Below are 13,307 nucleotides of genomic sequence, written 5' to 3'. Positions count from 1 at the left end.
CCCTTTGATGGCTCGCCTGCACGAGCTCCCCCTCCGGAGAGCCCTCGGGTTGCCCCAGAATCCGGCGCAGCGTCCACCACGGACGCGCCCCATGGATTCCCGCAATGCGGGCTCAGAGCGCGGCGGGGCTCGAGTCCAGCGCGCCGCCGAGCGAGCTCCAGTCCGACCAGTCGTTGTCGCGGCGCCTGTGCCAGATGGCGTTGTCATGGCCGCGCGCCAGCACGACCAGGTGCCCCTCGGGCGTGATGGCCGATCCGGGCTGATCGACCATGTGGCCGCCGAGCGAGCTCCAGCCCGACCAGTCGCGGTCGTGGTGCTTGTGCCAGATCGCGCTGTCGGTGCCGCGCACGAACACGGTCAGGCGCCCGTCGGCGGTCACGACGGCCGAGGGCCCCGCGGCGAGGCTTCCGCCGAGCGAGCTCCAGCGCGACCAGCGGCTGCCGTTGAAGGAGCAGTGCACGAGCGAGCCGCTCGTGTGCCTCGCGAAGACGACGAGGCGGCCATCGGCCGTGACGGTCGCCGCCGGGTCGTGCGTCGTCGCGCCGCCGAGCGAGCTCCAGTCCGACCAGCCCTGGTCGTAGTACCTGTGCCAGATCGCGTTGTCGTCGCCGCGCGCGAACACCGCGAGGCGCCCCTCGCGCGTCACGGCCGCGGCGGGCGCCGACGCGAAGTCGCCGCCGAGCGAGTACCAGCCGGACCAGCCGCCGTCGTAGAAGATATGCCAGATCGTGTTGTCATCGCCCTTGGCGAACACGACGAGCCGCCCGTCCGGCGCCATCGCCGCCGCGGGCGCCGAGGTCAACCTCCCGCCGACCGAGCTCCAGGCCGCGCCCGCGCTGTCGTAGAACTTGTACCAGAGGGCGTTGTCCGTGCCCTTCGCGAACACGACGAGCGTCCGCGCGGTCGTATCGCGGACGCCCGACGACCGGCTCGAGAGGAAGGTCGTCCCGACTCCGGACGTCGGGGTCGAGGCGGCGGTCCCCTCGCCTCGTGCCGCGGGCTCCAGCGGATGCAGTCCGGAGACTCCGCCCTCGGCCGGGGTGGAGACAGCGCTCGGCTCCGTGCAGCATGCGACCGAGACGAGCAGACTCGAACCGACGAGACCATGGATACACCTGCTGTTCATTGGCCTCTCCTGCACAGCCTCACGGCCGGGGTGGTGGTCAATTCACCTTCCATGCACCACATGTGCCTACCCGAACTGCTCCACGCGCGGTGATCCGTCCGGTCTGCCGGGCGCGCGGCGTGGGGGCGCATGCCGGTCGGGTCCGGGGGCCTATACTCGGGCGCGGGCTGGCGCGCGCCTCGTCGCGGCAGCCGCCCTCTCCCCGGACACGGAGCGCTGCATGCGGCATTCTTCTGGCTCGATCCCCCCTCCCGGGGGCCCCCGCCTCGCTTCCGCGACGACGCGCGCGCGGCGCTCCTGGCTCGGGTGGGCCGGCTTCTCGGGCCTGCTCCTCGCGGCCATCCTCGTGCCCTTTTTCCTCTTCGCGGATCGCATCGAGGCGACGGCCCGCGAGCACCTCGCGGCGCCGCCGTCGGGCGTCGGGACGGCGCTCTTGCTGGGCGGGCTGCTCGCGGGGGATGTCGTCCTGCCGGTGCCGTCGAGCTTCGTGAGCACGGCCGCGGGCGGGTTGCTCGGGTTCTGGCGGGGGACGGCGGTCTCGTGGGCGGGCATGATGGTGGGCTCGGGGGTGGGTTACTTGCTCGGCGCGCGGGCGGGGGCGCCGGCCTTGCAGCGGATGGTGGGCGAGGCGGAGCTGTCGCGCCTGACGCAGGCCGCCGGACGGCACGGCCCCTGGTTCCTGCTGCTCTTCCGCGGCGTGCCGGTGCTCGCGGAGGCCTCGCTCTTCTTCGCCGGCGCGGGGCGCATGCCGGTTCGCGCCTTCGTCGCTGTGACGGCCCTGGCCAACCTGGGCGTCTCGGCGAGCTACGCGGCGGTGGGGGCTTCCGCCGCGCGGCTCACGTCGATCCTCTTGCTGCTCTCGGGGATCGTGCTGCTCCCGGGGCTCGCGCTGCTGCTCGTCCGCCGCCTCCGGTGAGCTCCTTTCGCTCGTCGCTGCGCGGGAGCTCCCGGGGGGGATGCCGTCCTGCCGTGATCTCGAGGCCGCCTGGCTCGCCTGGAGCGGAGGCGATTGAACGTTCCGCGAGGGTCCGGGCACCGAGGTCTGTTCGGTCGCGCATCGGGGCGAGCCCCTGAAGGGATCTCCGGGGCGCGCGGACGACGAGGAGTTACGGATGAAGATGGTTTCGTCTGCCCGTGCGGCGCGGAGCCCCGCGCCGCGATCTGCCCGGCGCAGGCTCATGAAGCCGCTGCTCGGCCTCGCGGCGTTCACGGCGCTCTTCGGCGTGCTCGCGTGGCGGCTGGACAGGCCCTCGTCGGCCGCGAGCCTCGCCGGCGCGGCCGCCGGGAACCCGCTCGGCCAGCTCTCCCGATCCGACATCGATCGCGCGCCCATCACCGGCGTGGTCGAGGAGCGGCTCCCGGCGGGCTCGTACACGTACCTGGCCGTGCGCACCGACGCGGCCGTCGTGTGGGCCGTCACGCTCGGCGACGCGCCGCCGCCCGGCGCGCGGGTGAGGGTGCGGAGCATGGGCAGCCGCACGAGCTTCCATTCGCGTCGCCTCGACCGGACGTTTCCCACGCTCGTCTTCGGGATCGTCTCGCGCATCGACTGATGTCCACCGGCGGCACACGAGACAGAAAGGACCATGAGAATGCACCTGCGCACATTGAACGATGGAATCGTCGCCTCGTCACGCCGGCTCGCCGCCGCGCTCCTTGCAGGGCTCGGTTTGCTGGCCTCGGGGTGCGGATCCGATTCCAAGGAGGGGAACGAGGCGGCCGACTCGCCCTCCGGGTGCGTGGGCGGCGCGCTCGAGGCCGATCTGGAGGCGCCGCCGCTGAGCGGGCCTGGCGTCGATCCCGGGACCGGGGAGGTCCGGCCGCGTCCGGATGGATCGTCGTACGTGGTCAGCACGACCTACGGGATACCGAGGTCGGGCGACGACGTGAGGGAGCGATACCTGCAGTATTTCGGGGCGATCCAGGAGCAGCTCGCGTCGCAGCCGGGCCTCGTCGCATTGCAGCTGGGGCTGTCGGCGTCGTGCGGCTCCGGGCGCACGCTGGCGGTGTGGGAGTCGTCCGAGGCGATGTACGACTTCGTCATGAGCCCGGCCCACCTGGCGGCGATGGACGCGGCCGACGAGCTGCTCGAGCCGGGGTATGGGGTCACGCACTGGGAGACGGCCGATCCGGAGGAGATTTCGTTCGCGGAAGGGGCGCGTCGCATCAAGGCGGCCTCGGCGCGGTGAGCGGGCGCGGCCGACCTCGGCCGGCCGACCTCACCCAGGTTGACCTCCACCCGAAACAACGCAACGCGTCATCACAAACCTCGACCCCAACCCCGGTCGGCCTGCCTCATCGACCCCAACCTCGGTCGGCCCTCGACCCCAACCTCGGTCGGCCCTCGACCCCAACCTCGTCGACCCCAACCTCGGTCGGCCCTCGACCCCAACCTCGGTCGGCCCTCGACCCCAACCTCGGTCGGCCTCGTCGTTGACCCCAACCTCGGTCGGCCTCTCGACCCCAACCTCGGTCGGCCCGTGGTCCGCGAGCCCGCCTGCTATCGCCCTCTCCCGGCGAGACTGCCCGCGCAGAAACGTCGTTCGCCTCGTCCTTGGCCCGCGCGGCGGGTCAGGCGGGGCGGGCTGGGCCATCGCGGCGCGCCGGCCGTCCTCGCTGTCGTGGCCATGGTCCGGAGCGCGCGTACCTCGATGTCGTCGGCGATGCGCTCTTCGAGGAGGCGCATCGGCGAGCCTGGAGCTCGCGCGCTCGCCCACAGGACGGCCGCGGCCTCCCTCGCCGGCGCTGCGGTGCGCACGCTCGCCCAGCGCGAGGCGAGCTCCGAGACGCAGAGCCCGTGGTAGCCGCACGCCTCGTTGAGGAGCGCGGCATCAAGCACGCCCGCGAGCCGGCGCGCCGCGCGGGCGTTCGTCGTCACGCGGTCGATGAGGACGCGCAGCGCCTCGCCGGAGCGTTCCTCCTCCTCGTGACCCCCCTCCCCTCCCGCCACCGCGCCGGTCTCTTCGCACGAGAGCGCGAGCGCGACGATCAGCCGGAGAACGCGCGGCGAGCAGTACCACGGGCGCGCGTCGTCGAGCCCGTGCGGACACAGCGCGCACACGCGCGCCCCCTCGCGCGCCGTATCGCTCCGCGGACCGCCGCTCACCCAGCACCGAGGAGCCGCCGCGGGAACGCGGCAACGTGACCCCGGTACAGTCGCCCCCTTCACGACCGCCCCCGTCCGCCGCACGCGATGCCGCGAAACGCGCGGCACCCGGTGCCGCGAAACGACAGCTGCCGCCAGAAGGCGCCCGCCTCCAGCCCGCCTCCGGAAACCGCCCAAGCGCGCACCAATTTGATAATGAACTTCATTTTCAATAACGGTATCCAGCGCATCGGCACAGGTCAAGGAAATTTGGAGCCGACCTGACCGTGGAGCCGACCAGCCGACCCGACCGTGGTTGCGGTAGCCGACCCGACCGTGGTTGCGGCAGCCGGCAACCGACCGGACACGACCTTTGTTGCGGCAGCCGACCGTGGTTGCGGCAGCCGACCGTGGTTGCGGCAGCCGACCGTGGTTGCGACAGCCGACCGTGGTTGCGGCGGCTCCCCCCACCCCCGCCCCCGCACCACGCTCCCCCACCCCCGGCCCCCTACCAGGCCGTGACCTCGAACCCCTCTCCGGCCACGAGCCGGACCGCGTGGAGCTCGTCGAACCCCTCGGCGAAGGACGGTGCCTCGAAGCGCCTGGCGGTCGCGAAGATGGCCACGTCCGGCACGCGCAGCGTCCCCTGCCGTCCCCGGTTGCGCTCCAGGCACTCGTCGACCCGCACCACGAAGCAGTACCCGACGACGAGCGCGCCGTGCGCGCGGCCGAGCGCCACCAGCGGCGCCCGGACGAGCGCGGTCGGATGGGTGTTGTCCACCACCACCGACCGGCCCTCCCCGAGCGCCGCCGCGATGAGCCGCTCCTGGCGCGCGTCCTTGTGCTTCGCCCGCCGCGGGAAGTGGTCCTTGCTGACGTGAACGTGCCCGCCGGGCCACCGCGCGCGCGTGAAGCTCGTCTTGCCCGCGCCTTGCAGGCCCATGAGCACGACCAGCGTCAGCTCCGGCCGAGCGCCCTCTTCCGTGACCATCGTGGCCGCTCCGTCCAGCGTCCTTTCACCGGACGCCCCGCCGCGCAAGGCCCCCCTGCGGTGGTGGTCACGTTTGGGGTGCTCACCTCCGGGGCTTGCGTTCCGGCGGGCCCCTTTTGTGGCCCGCCTGCACTCCAGCCCCTCCGGTGAGCACCCCAAACGTGACCACCACCCCCCCGCCGGAGCGGCGGCGGGCGATCAGCGCCTCGTCATGTAGAAGGTGCCGAGGCACATCTCGTCGGTCGTGCCCTCTCCCCAGACGACGTCCCTCGGCACCTGCGGCCTCCCGTCGACGAGCGGCTGGTTCTCCGGCGTGTTGTCCCAGCGGCACTCGAGCGACAGCCTGTCGCCCGGGTTCAGCACCTTGGGCGCCGCGAGCTTGTAGCTCCCCTGCCAGTGAAAATCCCAGCGCGGGATGTCGAGCACGCACTCGGAGCTGCCGTCCGCCCGCTCGATCGCGAGGCGGCCGCTCCGCCCCAGCGTGTGCATGTGGAAGCCCGCGATGTGGATCTCGAACGGCTCGCCCCCCGTGAGCGGCCGCGTCGGGTCGATCGCCCAGCGATGGACCACGTCGCGCTCGAACGCCGGGATCGCCATCAGATCGGTGTCGATCCAGGCCGGGTTCGCCCAGGGCTGAAAGACGCCCTCCCGCTCGACCGAGCTCTCCATCATCACATCCATTGCCGAGCGATCCGGCAGCTTGCCCGCGGTCAGCGTGTTGTAGTGGATCTGCAGGATCAGCCGTGATCCCGACGCGACCCGGATGCCCGTCCCCGGCGGGAAGGTCACGGGCCCGGCGCCCGGGACCCAGGCGCCGAGCCAGCGCGGCCTGAGCCCCGGCCCGCCGAAGCACGGATATCCGGGCCCCGCGTCGGACGCATCGAGGGCGTCGACCGTGGCGAGCTGATCGGGGTCCGCCACGAAGGCGATCACGTGGTGGACGGTGCGCTGCTCCCCGGGCCTGACCCGGAAGCCGGTCACGTAGCGCGTGCCCTCCGCGGGCCAGTCGACCACGAAGCACCGGTAATCGTCCGGCTCCTCGACCGGGGTGTACTCGGTCGGCATCTCGAGGGAGAGGTCCACGCGCGCGAGGTCGTCGCCGGCCGGCCCCCCGAGCGGCGGGCCCTCCTCGGCCGGGTCGCCCTCGACCGCGCCGCCGTCGACCCACGCGGCGATCGTCTCGATCTGCTCGTCGGACAGCGAGCGATCGCCCACGTACTCGGCGCAGGCGTCGTCGGCCAGCCAGGGGGGCATCGTGCGATCGACGACCGCCCGCTTGATGGCCGCGGCCCAGGGCGCCGCCGCGTCGTGGCGCTCCAGGGAGAACGGCGCGATGCCCCCTGTGGTGTGGCACCCCGCGCACTTCGCGTCGAAGATCGGCTTGATGTCCCGGTAATAGGAGAGGTTCGCCGGGGCATCGCCGCCCGCCGCGGCCTCGCGCTCGCCGCCGCCGCAGCCGGCGACGGCGAGCGCGATTCCCATCCATGCCCATGACCCCGTGGAGCCCGCGCGCATCATCAAAGGAGCAACCTCCTGCCATCCGACCCGATCCGGACGGCCATCGAATGGCGTACCCCGCGCGCCCTCGAATGGGAATGCTTTTCCAGCCGACCGACCCCGCCCGACGCCGCCCCCCTGTGTGGGCGGCGCGCGGACGGTCGCTCTTCCATCGCAGCTCCGGGGGCGCCGTGACCTGGGCCTCGGGCCTCGCTGCACGGCTCACCCGCGGAAGCGACGGAAGAACGCGCGCACGTCTCCGATGAACAGATCGGGCTCTTCCATGGCCGCGAAGGTGCCGCCGCGGTCGAACTCCGACCAGTGCACGATGTTCTTGTTATCGCGCTCGGCGAACCTGCGGATAGGCGCGATGATGTCCCGGGGGAACACCGCGACGCCGGTCGGCAGCGTGGAGGGCTCCACGTCGGCGGCGAGATCCGCGTCCTCGGGGGTGTCCGGGGTCTCCACGAACGAGCGCGAGGACGAGGCGGCGGTGTTGGTGAGCCAGTAGAGCATCACGTTGGTCAGGAGCCGGTCGCGGCCCACGGCCTCCTCGGGGGTGTCCTCGCAGTCGGTCCACTCCTTGAACACGCTCGTGATCCAGGCGAGCTGTCCTGCCGGTGAATCCGAGAGGCCGTAAGCGAGCGTCTGGGGTCGGGTCGACTGGATCTTCTTGTAGCCGTAGAGCTCCTTCATGTAGTAGCCGGTGAACGCGAGCCGCGCCTGCTCCGTGTCGGTCAGGCCGGAGAGCTCGTCGGGATCGCCGGACGGCCACGAGATGAGCCCGTTCGTGTGCACGCCGATGACGTGGTCGGGGTCGACGAGCCCGAGCTCGCGGGAGATCCACGTGCCCCAGTCGCCGCCCTGGGCGCCGTAGCGGGGATAGCCGAGCCGGCGCATGAGCTCGGCCCAGGCCCGCGCGATCCGGCGCGCGCCCCACCCCGGCTCGCGGGTCGGCCCGGAGAGCCCGTATCCCGGCAGCGAGGGGATGATCAGGTGAAAGGCGTCCGCCGGATCCCCGCCGTGCGCGCGCGGGTCGGTGAGCGGGCCGATGACGTCGAGGTACTCCACGATCGAGCTCGGCCAGCCGTGCGTCACGATCAGCGGCAGCGCGCCCGGCTCGCGCGAGCGCACGTGCAGGAAATGGATCCTCTGGCCATCGATCGTGGTCGTGAGCTGCGGGAGCGCGTTGAGCTGCGCCTCGTACCTGCGAAAGTCGTACGCGGTGCGCCAGTACGCGGCGAGCTCCTTCATGTACGCGAGCGGGACGCCGTACGACCAGCCGCCACAAGGCAGCTCGTCGGGCCAGCGGGTGCGGGCGAGGCGGTCGCGCAGGTCGTCGAGGGCCGCCTGCGGGGTGTCGAGGCGGAAGGGCCGGATCTCGAGGTCGGTCGGCGAGGTCGAGGTCATCCGTACGGTGTACGGTACCGTGAACGAAGCGTCAACCGGCCGCGTGCGGAGCGCGCGCGGCGGAGGGCCAGGGCGCCGATCGCGGCGGCGGCGAGCGGGGTGCCCCACCCCGGGCCGCCGCCGGAGGGCGGCGCCGCGCTGCACGTCACGATCTGGTCCTCCGCGCACTCCGGGGAGAACCCGTGCGGAGGAAGCGGGTTGCACTCCACCGCGGAGAGATCCCGCGGCGGATAGATCTGACAGATGCCCGCGATGTCGTCCGCGTGCAGCGTCCGGAAGCTCAGCGGGTCCCACGCGTCATACATGAAGTGCATGGTCGCCTCGGGACCGGCGAGGGAATGATCGAGGCCCAGGAAATGCCCGACCTCGTGCGTGACGATGGAGAGGAGATCGTACTTCGGCGCAGGCGCGCCCTCGTCGAGCGAGAAATCGAAGAGATCGGTGTTGATCTCCATGTCGGCGCCCCAGATATTGCCCGTCCTGGTGTCGAACTGCACCGTGGTGAGCGCGAGCATCTTCGGGTTGTGGCTCGCGTAGGAGAGCCAGCTCATGTCGCGGAAGACGACCACGTTGGCGTTGCCCGGCACGAGCCCGTCGACGATCCGGGTCTTCTTGTCCCTGGCGTTCAGCTCCACCTTTCCGCACGTGACCGGCCCGAAGTTGTGCGCGCGGATGCTCGGCGTCCCGTCGCCGCAGGGCGCGGCCTCCCACGTCCTGAACGCGGCGTCGAGCGTGTCGGAGATCTGCGGGTAGGAGATCTCGCGCGACGCGTCCTCCTGGACGGCGAAGCCGATACAGGGGTTGGGCCAGCGGAGCGGCATGCACGTGCCGATCGGCTGGTCGTCCTGCAGGCACAGGCTCGTGTCCTTGCAGCTGTTGGAGCGGCAGTAGGCCGACGCCCGCGGCGCGCTCGCCAGGACGGCCAGGACAGCGGCAGCGCAACAGGACATCACACCCTTCGTCGACATCGAGCCCTCCACAAACCCCTGACGCCAGGGCGAAGGTAGCAGCGGGCGAGCGAGGCCGGGGGCCTTTCGCTTGCGGCGCCTTGCCGCCCGCCGGCCCCGGGCCATCCTGAGCCCCATGGGCGGGCGCGGGGACGAGGCGGACGGCGGGGCCGGACCGGCAGAGGACGGGCCGGCGGCGCCGAGCTTCCTGTGCGACGCGATGCTGGGCGGCCTCTCGCGCTGGCTGCGCGGCGCGGGGTACGACGCGGCCTTCGAGCACGGGATCGACGACGGCGAGCTCGTGCGCCGCGCCCAGGAGACGGGCCGGCTGCTCCTGAGCTCCGACGCCGGAGTGTTCCAGAGGCGCCCGCTGCGCACGGCGGCGGTGCGCGGGATCTACGTGCCCCGCGGGCTCCGGCCGATGGAGCAGGCCGGCTTCGTGCTGCGGGAGCTCGGGCATCATCGTCGCGACGGCAAAGGTCCACGACTGCTCCCTGACGACGGCGGACCACGAGATCCTTGCCTACCCTCACGTATCCGTCATTCCAGCCAGCTGACCTTGGCAGGCCGGCGTCCCGGTGGTGCTGGCCTCGCGCTGCCCCGGCGGCCGGGTCACGCCCACGTACGGCGCGCCAGGCGGCGGGCGGCGGCTGCGTGAGCTCGGGGTGATCGCCGCAGGCGCGCTCTCGGGACCGAAGGCGCGGCTCGCGCTGATGTTCGCGCTGGGGGCGGGGTTCGATGCGGCGCGCTTGCGCGACCACTTCGAGCAGCATACCGGGTAGGCGCGCGCCCGGGGCGAGCGCGGGAGCCGCTGCCGGCAGGCGCAGCGCCGCGAGCGCCTCAGACCCCGGCCGCCTCGTAGATCGAGCGCCAGAAGTCCACGAACGCCGGCGGCGCGCTGGGCGAGTCCATCAGCCGCTGGGTCATCAGCACGCCGATCACGCCCGTCTCCGGATCCCAGTAGCAGGAGGTTCCATAGCCGCCATCCCAGCCGATGCCGCGCGGCTCGCCCGGCTCCGCCCGGGTGACGACGGAGAGCCCATAACCCCAGCCGTGTCGGTCCCAGAAGCCGGGGCCGAAGGGCGAGATGGCCTTCTGCTCCGGGGTGATGTGATCCCTGGTCATGAGCTCGACCGAGCGCTCGGAGAGCAGCCGTTTCCCCTCGTGCGCGCCCTGGTTCAGCATCATCCGCGCGAAGGCGAGGACGTCGTCGGCCGTCGACACGAGGCCCCCCGCGGCCGACTGGAAGCCGGGCGCGCGGCTGAACCGGCTCTCGGGGCCGGCGGGATCGAAGATCGCGAACGCCCCCGTCCCGGGATCTCGCGCATAACACGCGGGCAGGCGATGGAGCTCCTCGGCCGGCACGCTGAAGCCGGTGTCCTTCATGCCCAGCGGCGTGAAGATCCGCTCGCGCAAGAGGGCCTCCAGCGGCTGGCCCGAGGCCCTTTCGATCAGCACGCCCAGCACGTTCATGCTCGTGTCGTACATCCATGCTTCGCCCGGGTGGTGCATCAGGGGCAAAGAGCCAAGGCGCTGCATCCACGCCTCGGAGCTCGGCGCGTCGGGGAGCCGAGGCCCGACGGCCACGCCCTTGTCGATCATCGCCTGGACGATCGGGTGGTCGCCCGGCTCCATGATCGCGCCCATGCCCATGCGAAGGGTGAGAAGATCGCTGACCAGGATCGGACGCCGCGCGGGCTCGGTGTCGTCCACGGGGCCGTCCAGGGCTCTCAGGACCCTGCGGTTCGCGAGCTCCGGGAGCAACGAATCCACCGGATCCTCGAGCCGGAGCTTCCCGTCCTCGACCAGCATCATGGCCGCTGCGCCCGCGATCGGCTTGGTGAGCGACGTGATCCGGAAGATCGCGTCGCGCCGCAGGGGCTCGGCGTCGCCGAAGGCCATCGCGCCGATCGCGTCCGCGTGCGTCGCGTCGCCCCGGCTGACCAGCGTCACGACGCCGGGCAGGTCGCCCCGCTGCACGTGAGCCGCCATCACCGCGTGCATCCGTTCCAGTCCCGCCCCGGAGAACCCTCGCTCGCCGCTCACCTGCTCCTCCTCCTCCTCGGGGCGACAGGCGCCCCACGCCCCTGCGGCCATCAGCGCCGCGAGCCTCGACATCGCGCGGCGGCGATCGACGCATCCCAGCGCCGCGCCCCCTCCTCGACCCCGCATCGCTCCCTCCCGCTCGAGCGCCAGAACCGATTGCGAATCGCAACCAGTTGCAGGTTAGAATTTCTGATGCGAGGATGCAACCGGTTTTTGGAGGAGCCGCAGTTCTGGGAGCCGCGGGATGAGCGCCACGCACCGATCGGGCTGTCCGATCAATCTCTCGCTCGAGGTGTTCGGGGATCGCTGGAGCCTGATCGTCCTGCGCGACATGATGTTCGGTGGCCGCCGCCACTTCCGTGAGCTGCTCACCCGGTCGGAGGAGCGGATCTCCTCGAACATCCTCGCGGATCGCCTGAGGTCGCTCCAGGAAGCGGGCATGATCACGAAGACCGACGACCCCACCCACAAGCAGAAGGCGGTCTACAGCCTGACGGAGAAGGCGATCACCCTGGTCCCCATCTTCGCGCACCTGGGCGCCTGGGGTCGCCGGCACCTGCCGGTGAGCGAGGAGCTCAGCATCCGCGCCCAGCTCCTCGAGGAGGGCGGACCGGCGATGTGGGACCAGTTCATGGACGAGCTGCGCGAGGCCCACCTCGGCGTCCCGGCCCGCCGTGACGGCCCCACCGTCGCCGAGCGGCTGCAGGCCGCCTACGAGGCAATCTGCAGCCGCTCGGCGCGGCGTCGGTGACCGCGACGGGCGCGGAGCCCGCCGACGCCGACGGCCGAGCGAGCGCGCGCGGGCGTGCGCTCAGCTCCGCCGCGCGACGCCGCGCGCCCCCGGCAGCGCGCTCCGCCATCGCTCGATGGCGTCGGGCAGGGCGCGCACACTCGCACGCGGACAAGGAAGAGACGTCGTGAGGCCTCGTCGGCGCCCCGACGCCCGAGCGCGGCCGCGCCGGGCCCTCAGCACGCGAGGGCCGCGGGGTGGCGCCATCGCCAGAGGGCGAGGCGAATGCGCAGCACGGCCGCGAAGAGGCGCATGAACGGGCTGTCGGACCGGGGCAGCGGCTGCACCCGGGTGTTCTGAAATGACGCCACCCGCCAGCGCCCGTCGTCGCCCCGCGTCACCACCAGCGTCTGCCGCGATCGCCGGCCCGCGGGCGCCGCCTTCTGCCAGGGCCACAGCACCGCGCCGGTGCTGACGACCACCGCCGTGTCGGGGCCGAGGAAGCGCACGCCCTCGACCTCGCCGACCAGGCGGGTGCCGGCGAGCACGCCGGCGAAGAGCTCCTCGTGCGCCCTGCGGTTCGCCTCGCGGCCGCGCAGCCACGAGCCGTCGAACGTCACGTAGTCGGAGTCGGGCGTGTAAAACGCGTCGACGGCGCTCGCGCCCTCGCGCGCCCACGCCTCGCACAGGGCCTCGAACATGCGCCGAATGGCCGCCTCGTCGGTCGAACGATCCATGAGGGCTCTCCTTGCCAGTTAACTCTCTTAGTAAGTAAGATAGTTACCACGACTTGTCAAGCCGGCGGCGGCTCGGGTAGAGTGCGGGCGGATCGAGGCGAGAGGCGATGGCCGCGAAACGGGCGAGCGCGAAGGCGGTGAGCGAGCTGATCGACAGCCTGGGCGACCGGCTGGGCCGCGAGCTGAGCACCCAGTCGGTGCTTCTTCACCAGGCGATCGCCGAGCGGCTGGGGCTGAAGGGCACGGATCACAAGTACCTCGACGTCCTCCGGCGGGCGGCGGAGGCGGGTCCGGTCACCCCGGGCGACCTGGTGCAGCTCACGGGGCTGACCTCGGGGGGGGTGACCGGGGTCCTCGACCGGCTCGAGGCGGCGGGGTTCGTGCGCCGCGTGAGGCACCCGACCGATCGGCGGCAGCTCGTGGTCGAGCCGGTGGCCGAGCGCTACGCCGAGATCAGCGCGCTCTTCGCGCCGTTCCGCGAGCGCTGGGCGGCGCTCTGCGCGCGCTACTCGCTCGACGAGCTGCGGCTCATCTGCGACTTCTTCGAGCAGGCGACCGCGCTGATGGCCGAAGAGATCGCCCGCATGCCTCGCCCGGCCGCGCCCGGAGCCGCCCCGGCGAGCGACGCGCCGCGCGCCGGGGCGCGCACCGCCAGGGGCACGAAGGCGCGCCCGCGCCGGGCCCCCTGATCACCGCAGCCGTGCCGGAGCCGGGAGCCGGGGCTGAACGCCGCGAGGG

At 72.3% G+C, this 13,307-nt stretch carries 15 protein-coding genes; 7 read left to right on the top strand and 8 right to left on the bottom strand.

Annotated features, from left to right (window positions below):
* Positions 1 to 112 precede the first annotated feature (112 nt).
* Positions 113 to 1,126, bottom strand: coding sequence for a hypothetical protein (locus WMF31_RS07605; RefSeq protein WP_436601290.1), 1,014 nt, complete (start codon positions 1,124 to 1,126; stop codon positions 113 to 115).
* 220 nt (positions 1,127 to 1,346) lie between these two features.
* Here WMF31_RS07605 and WMF31_RS07600 point away from each other — a divergent pair, with 220 nt between their 5' ends.
* The 3 genes from WMF31_RS07600 to WMF31_RS07590 all read left to right on the top strand — a co-directional run bounded on the left by WMF31_RS07600 (position 1,347) and on the right by WMF31_RS07590 (position 3,315).
* Positions 1,347 to 2,042, top strand: coding sequence for a TVP38/TMEM64 family protein (locus WMF31_RS07600; protein WP_436601289.1), 696 nt, complete (start codon positions 1,347 to 1,349; stop codon positions 2,040 to 2,042).
* 196 nt (positions 2,043 to 2,238) lie between these two features.
* Positions 2,239 to 2,679, top strand: coding sequence for a hypothetical protein (locus WMF31_RS07595; protein ID WP_436601288.1), 441 nt, complete (start codon positions 2,239 to 2,241; stop codon positions 2,677 to 2,679).
* Positions 2,680 to 2,718: 39 nt separating this feature from the next.
* Positions 2,719 to 3,315, top strand: a complete 597-nt coding sequence (locus WMF31_RS07590; RefSeq protein ID WP_436601287.1) for an antibiotic biosynthesis monooxygenase family protein — start codon at positions 2,719 to 2,721, stop codon at positions 3,313 to 3,315.
* A gap of 311 nt (positions 3,316 to 3,626) precedes the next feature.
* Here WMF31_RS07590 and WMF31_RS07585 read toward each other — a convergent pair whose 3' ends face one another.
* From WMF31_RS07585 to WMF31_RS07565, 5 genes are all read right to left on the bottom strand, one after another.
* The gene (locus WMF31_RS07585) at positions 3,627 to 4,187 is read right to left on the bottom strand and encodes a hypothetical protein (RefSeq protein ID WP_436601286.1); all 561 of its coding nucleotides are present in this window, start codon (positions 4,185 to 4,187) and stop codon (positions 3,627 to 3,629) included.
* Between the two features lie 532 nt (positions 4,188 to 4,719).
* Entirely contained in the window at positions 4,720 to 5,202 is a 483-nt protein-coding gene (locus tag WMF31_RS07580; RefSeq protein WP_436601285.1) for an AAA family ATPase, read from the bottom strand.
* Between the two features lie 198 nt (positions 5,203 to 5,400).
* Positions 5,401 to 6,684, bottom strand: a complete 1,284-nt coding sequence (locus WMF31_RS07575; protein WP_436601284.1) for a c-type cytochrome — start codon at positions 6,682 to 6,684, stop codon at positions 5,401 to 5,403.
* 237 nt (positions 6,685 to 6,921) lie between these two features.
* A complete protein-coding gene (locus WMF31_RS07570; RefSeq protein WP_436601283.1) occupies positions 6,922 to 8,109 on the bottom strand; it encodes an epoxide hydrolase family protein in 1,188 nt (395 codons plus the stop codon).
* A complete protein-coding gene (locus WMF31_RS07565) occupies positions 8,106 to 9,077 on the bottom strand; it encodes a matrixin family metalloprotease (RefSeq protein WP_436601282.1) in 972 nt (323 codons plus the stop codon). The genes WMF31_RS07570 and WMF31_RS07565 overlap by 4 nt, the downstream gene beginning before the upstream one ends.
* Before the next feature lie 115 nt (positions 9,078 to 9,192).
* Here WMF31_RS07565 and WMF31_RS07560 point away from each other — a divergent pair, with 115 nt between their 5' ends.
* Together WMF31_RS07560 and WMF31_RS07555 are read left to right on the top strand one after the other, a co-directional pair.
* Positions 9,193 to 9,714: a Mut7-C RNAse domain-containing protein gene (locus WMF31_RS07560; protein ID WP_436601281.1), complete on the top strand. Its 522-nt coding sequence runs from the start codon at positions 9,193 to 9,195 to the stop codon at positions 9,712 to 9,714.
* On the top strand, positions 9,635 to 9,838 hold the full coding sequence (locus WMF31_RS07555; RefSeq protein ID WP_436601280.1) for a hypothetical protein: 204 nt from the start codon (positions 9,635 to 9,637) through the stop codon (positions 9,836 to 9,838). The genes WMF31_RS07560 and WMF31_RS07555 overlap by 80 nt, the downstream gene beginning before the upstream one ends.
* Before the next feature lie 58 nt (positions 9,839 to 9,896).
* Here WMF31_RS07555 and WMF31_RS07550 read toward each other — a convergent pair whose 3' ends face one another.
* Positions 9,897 to 11,228 (bottom strand): serine hydrolase domain-containing protein, encoded by a 1,332-nt coding sequence (locus WMF31_RS07550; protein ID WP_436601279.1) that lies wholly within the window; start codon positions 11,226 to 11,228, stop codon positions 9,897 to 9,899.
* 118 nt (positions 11,229 to 11,346) lie between these two features.
* Between WMF31_RS07550 and WMF31_RS07545 the strand changes: the two genes are divergently transcribed.
* A complete protein-coding gene (locus tag WMF31_RS07545; RefSeq protein ID WP_436601278.1) occupies positions 11,347 to 11,853 on the top strand; it encodes a winged helix-turn-helix transcriptional regulator in 507 nt (168 codons plus the stop codon).
* A gap of 215 nt (positions 11,854 to 12,068) precedes the next feature.
* Here the strand turns inward: WMF31_RS07545 and WMF31_RS07540 are convergent, their stop codons facing one another.
* The gene (locus WMF31_RS07540) at positions 12,069 to 12,569 is read right to left on the bottom strand and encodes an SgcJ/EcaC family oxidoreductase (protein WP_436601277.1); all 501 of its coding nucleotides are present in this window, start codon (positions 12,567 to 12,569) and stop codon (positions 12,069 to 12,071) included.
* A gap of 107 nt (positions 12,570 to 12,676) precedes the next feature.
* Here WMF31_RS07540 and WMF31_RS07535 point away from each other — a divergent pair, with 107 nt between their 5' ends.
* A complete protein-coding gene (locus tag WMF31_RS07535; RefSeq protein WP_436601276.1) occupies positions 12,677 to 13,258 on the top strand; it encodes a MarR family winged helix-turn-helix transcriptional regulator in 582 nt (193 codons plus the stop codon).
* Positions 13,259 to 13,307 lie beyond the last annotated feature (49 nt).

The sequence above is a fragment of the Sorangium sp. So ce1036 genome (assembly GCF_051369805.1).
Taxonomy (GTDB): domain Bacteria; phylum Myxococcota_A; class Polyangia; order Polyangiales; family Polyangiaceae; genus Sorangium; species Sorangium cellulosum_F.
Note: the sequence above shows the minus strand (reverse complement) of the source record. Positions and strands in the feature narration are given on the sequence as shown.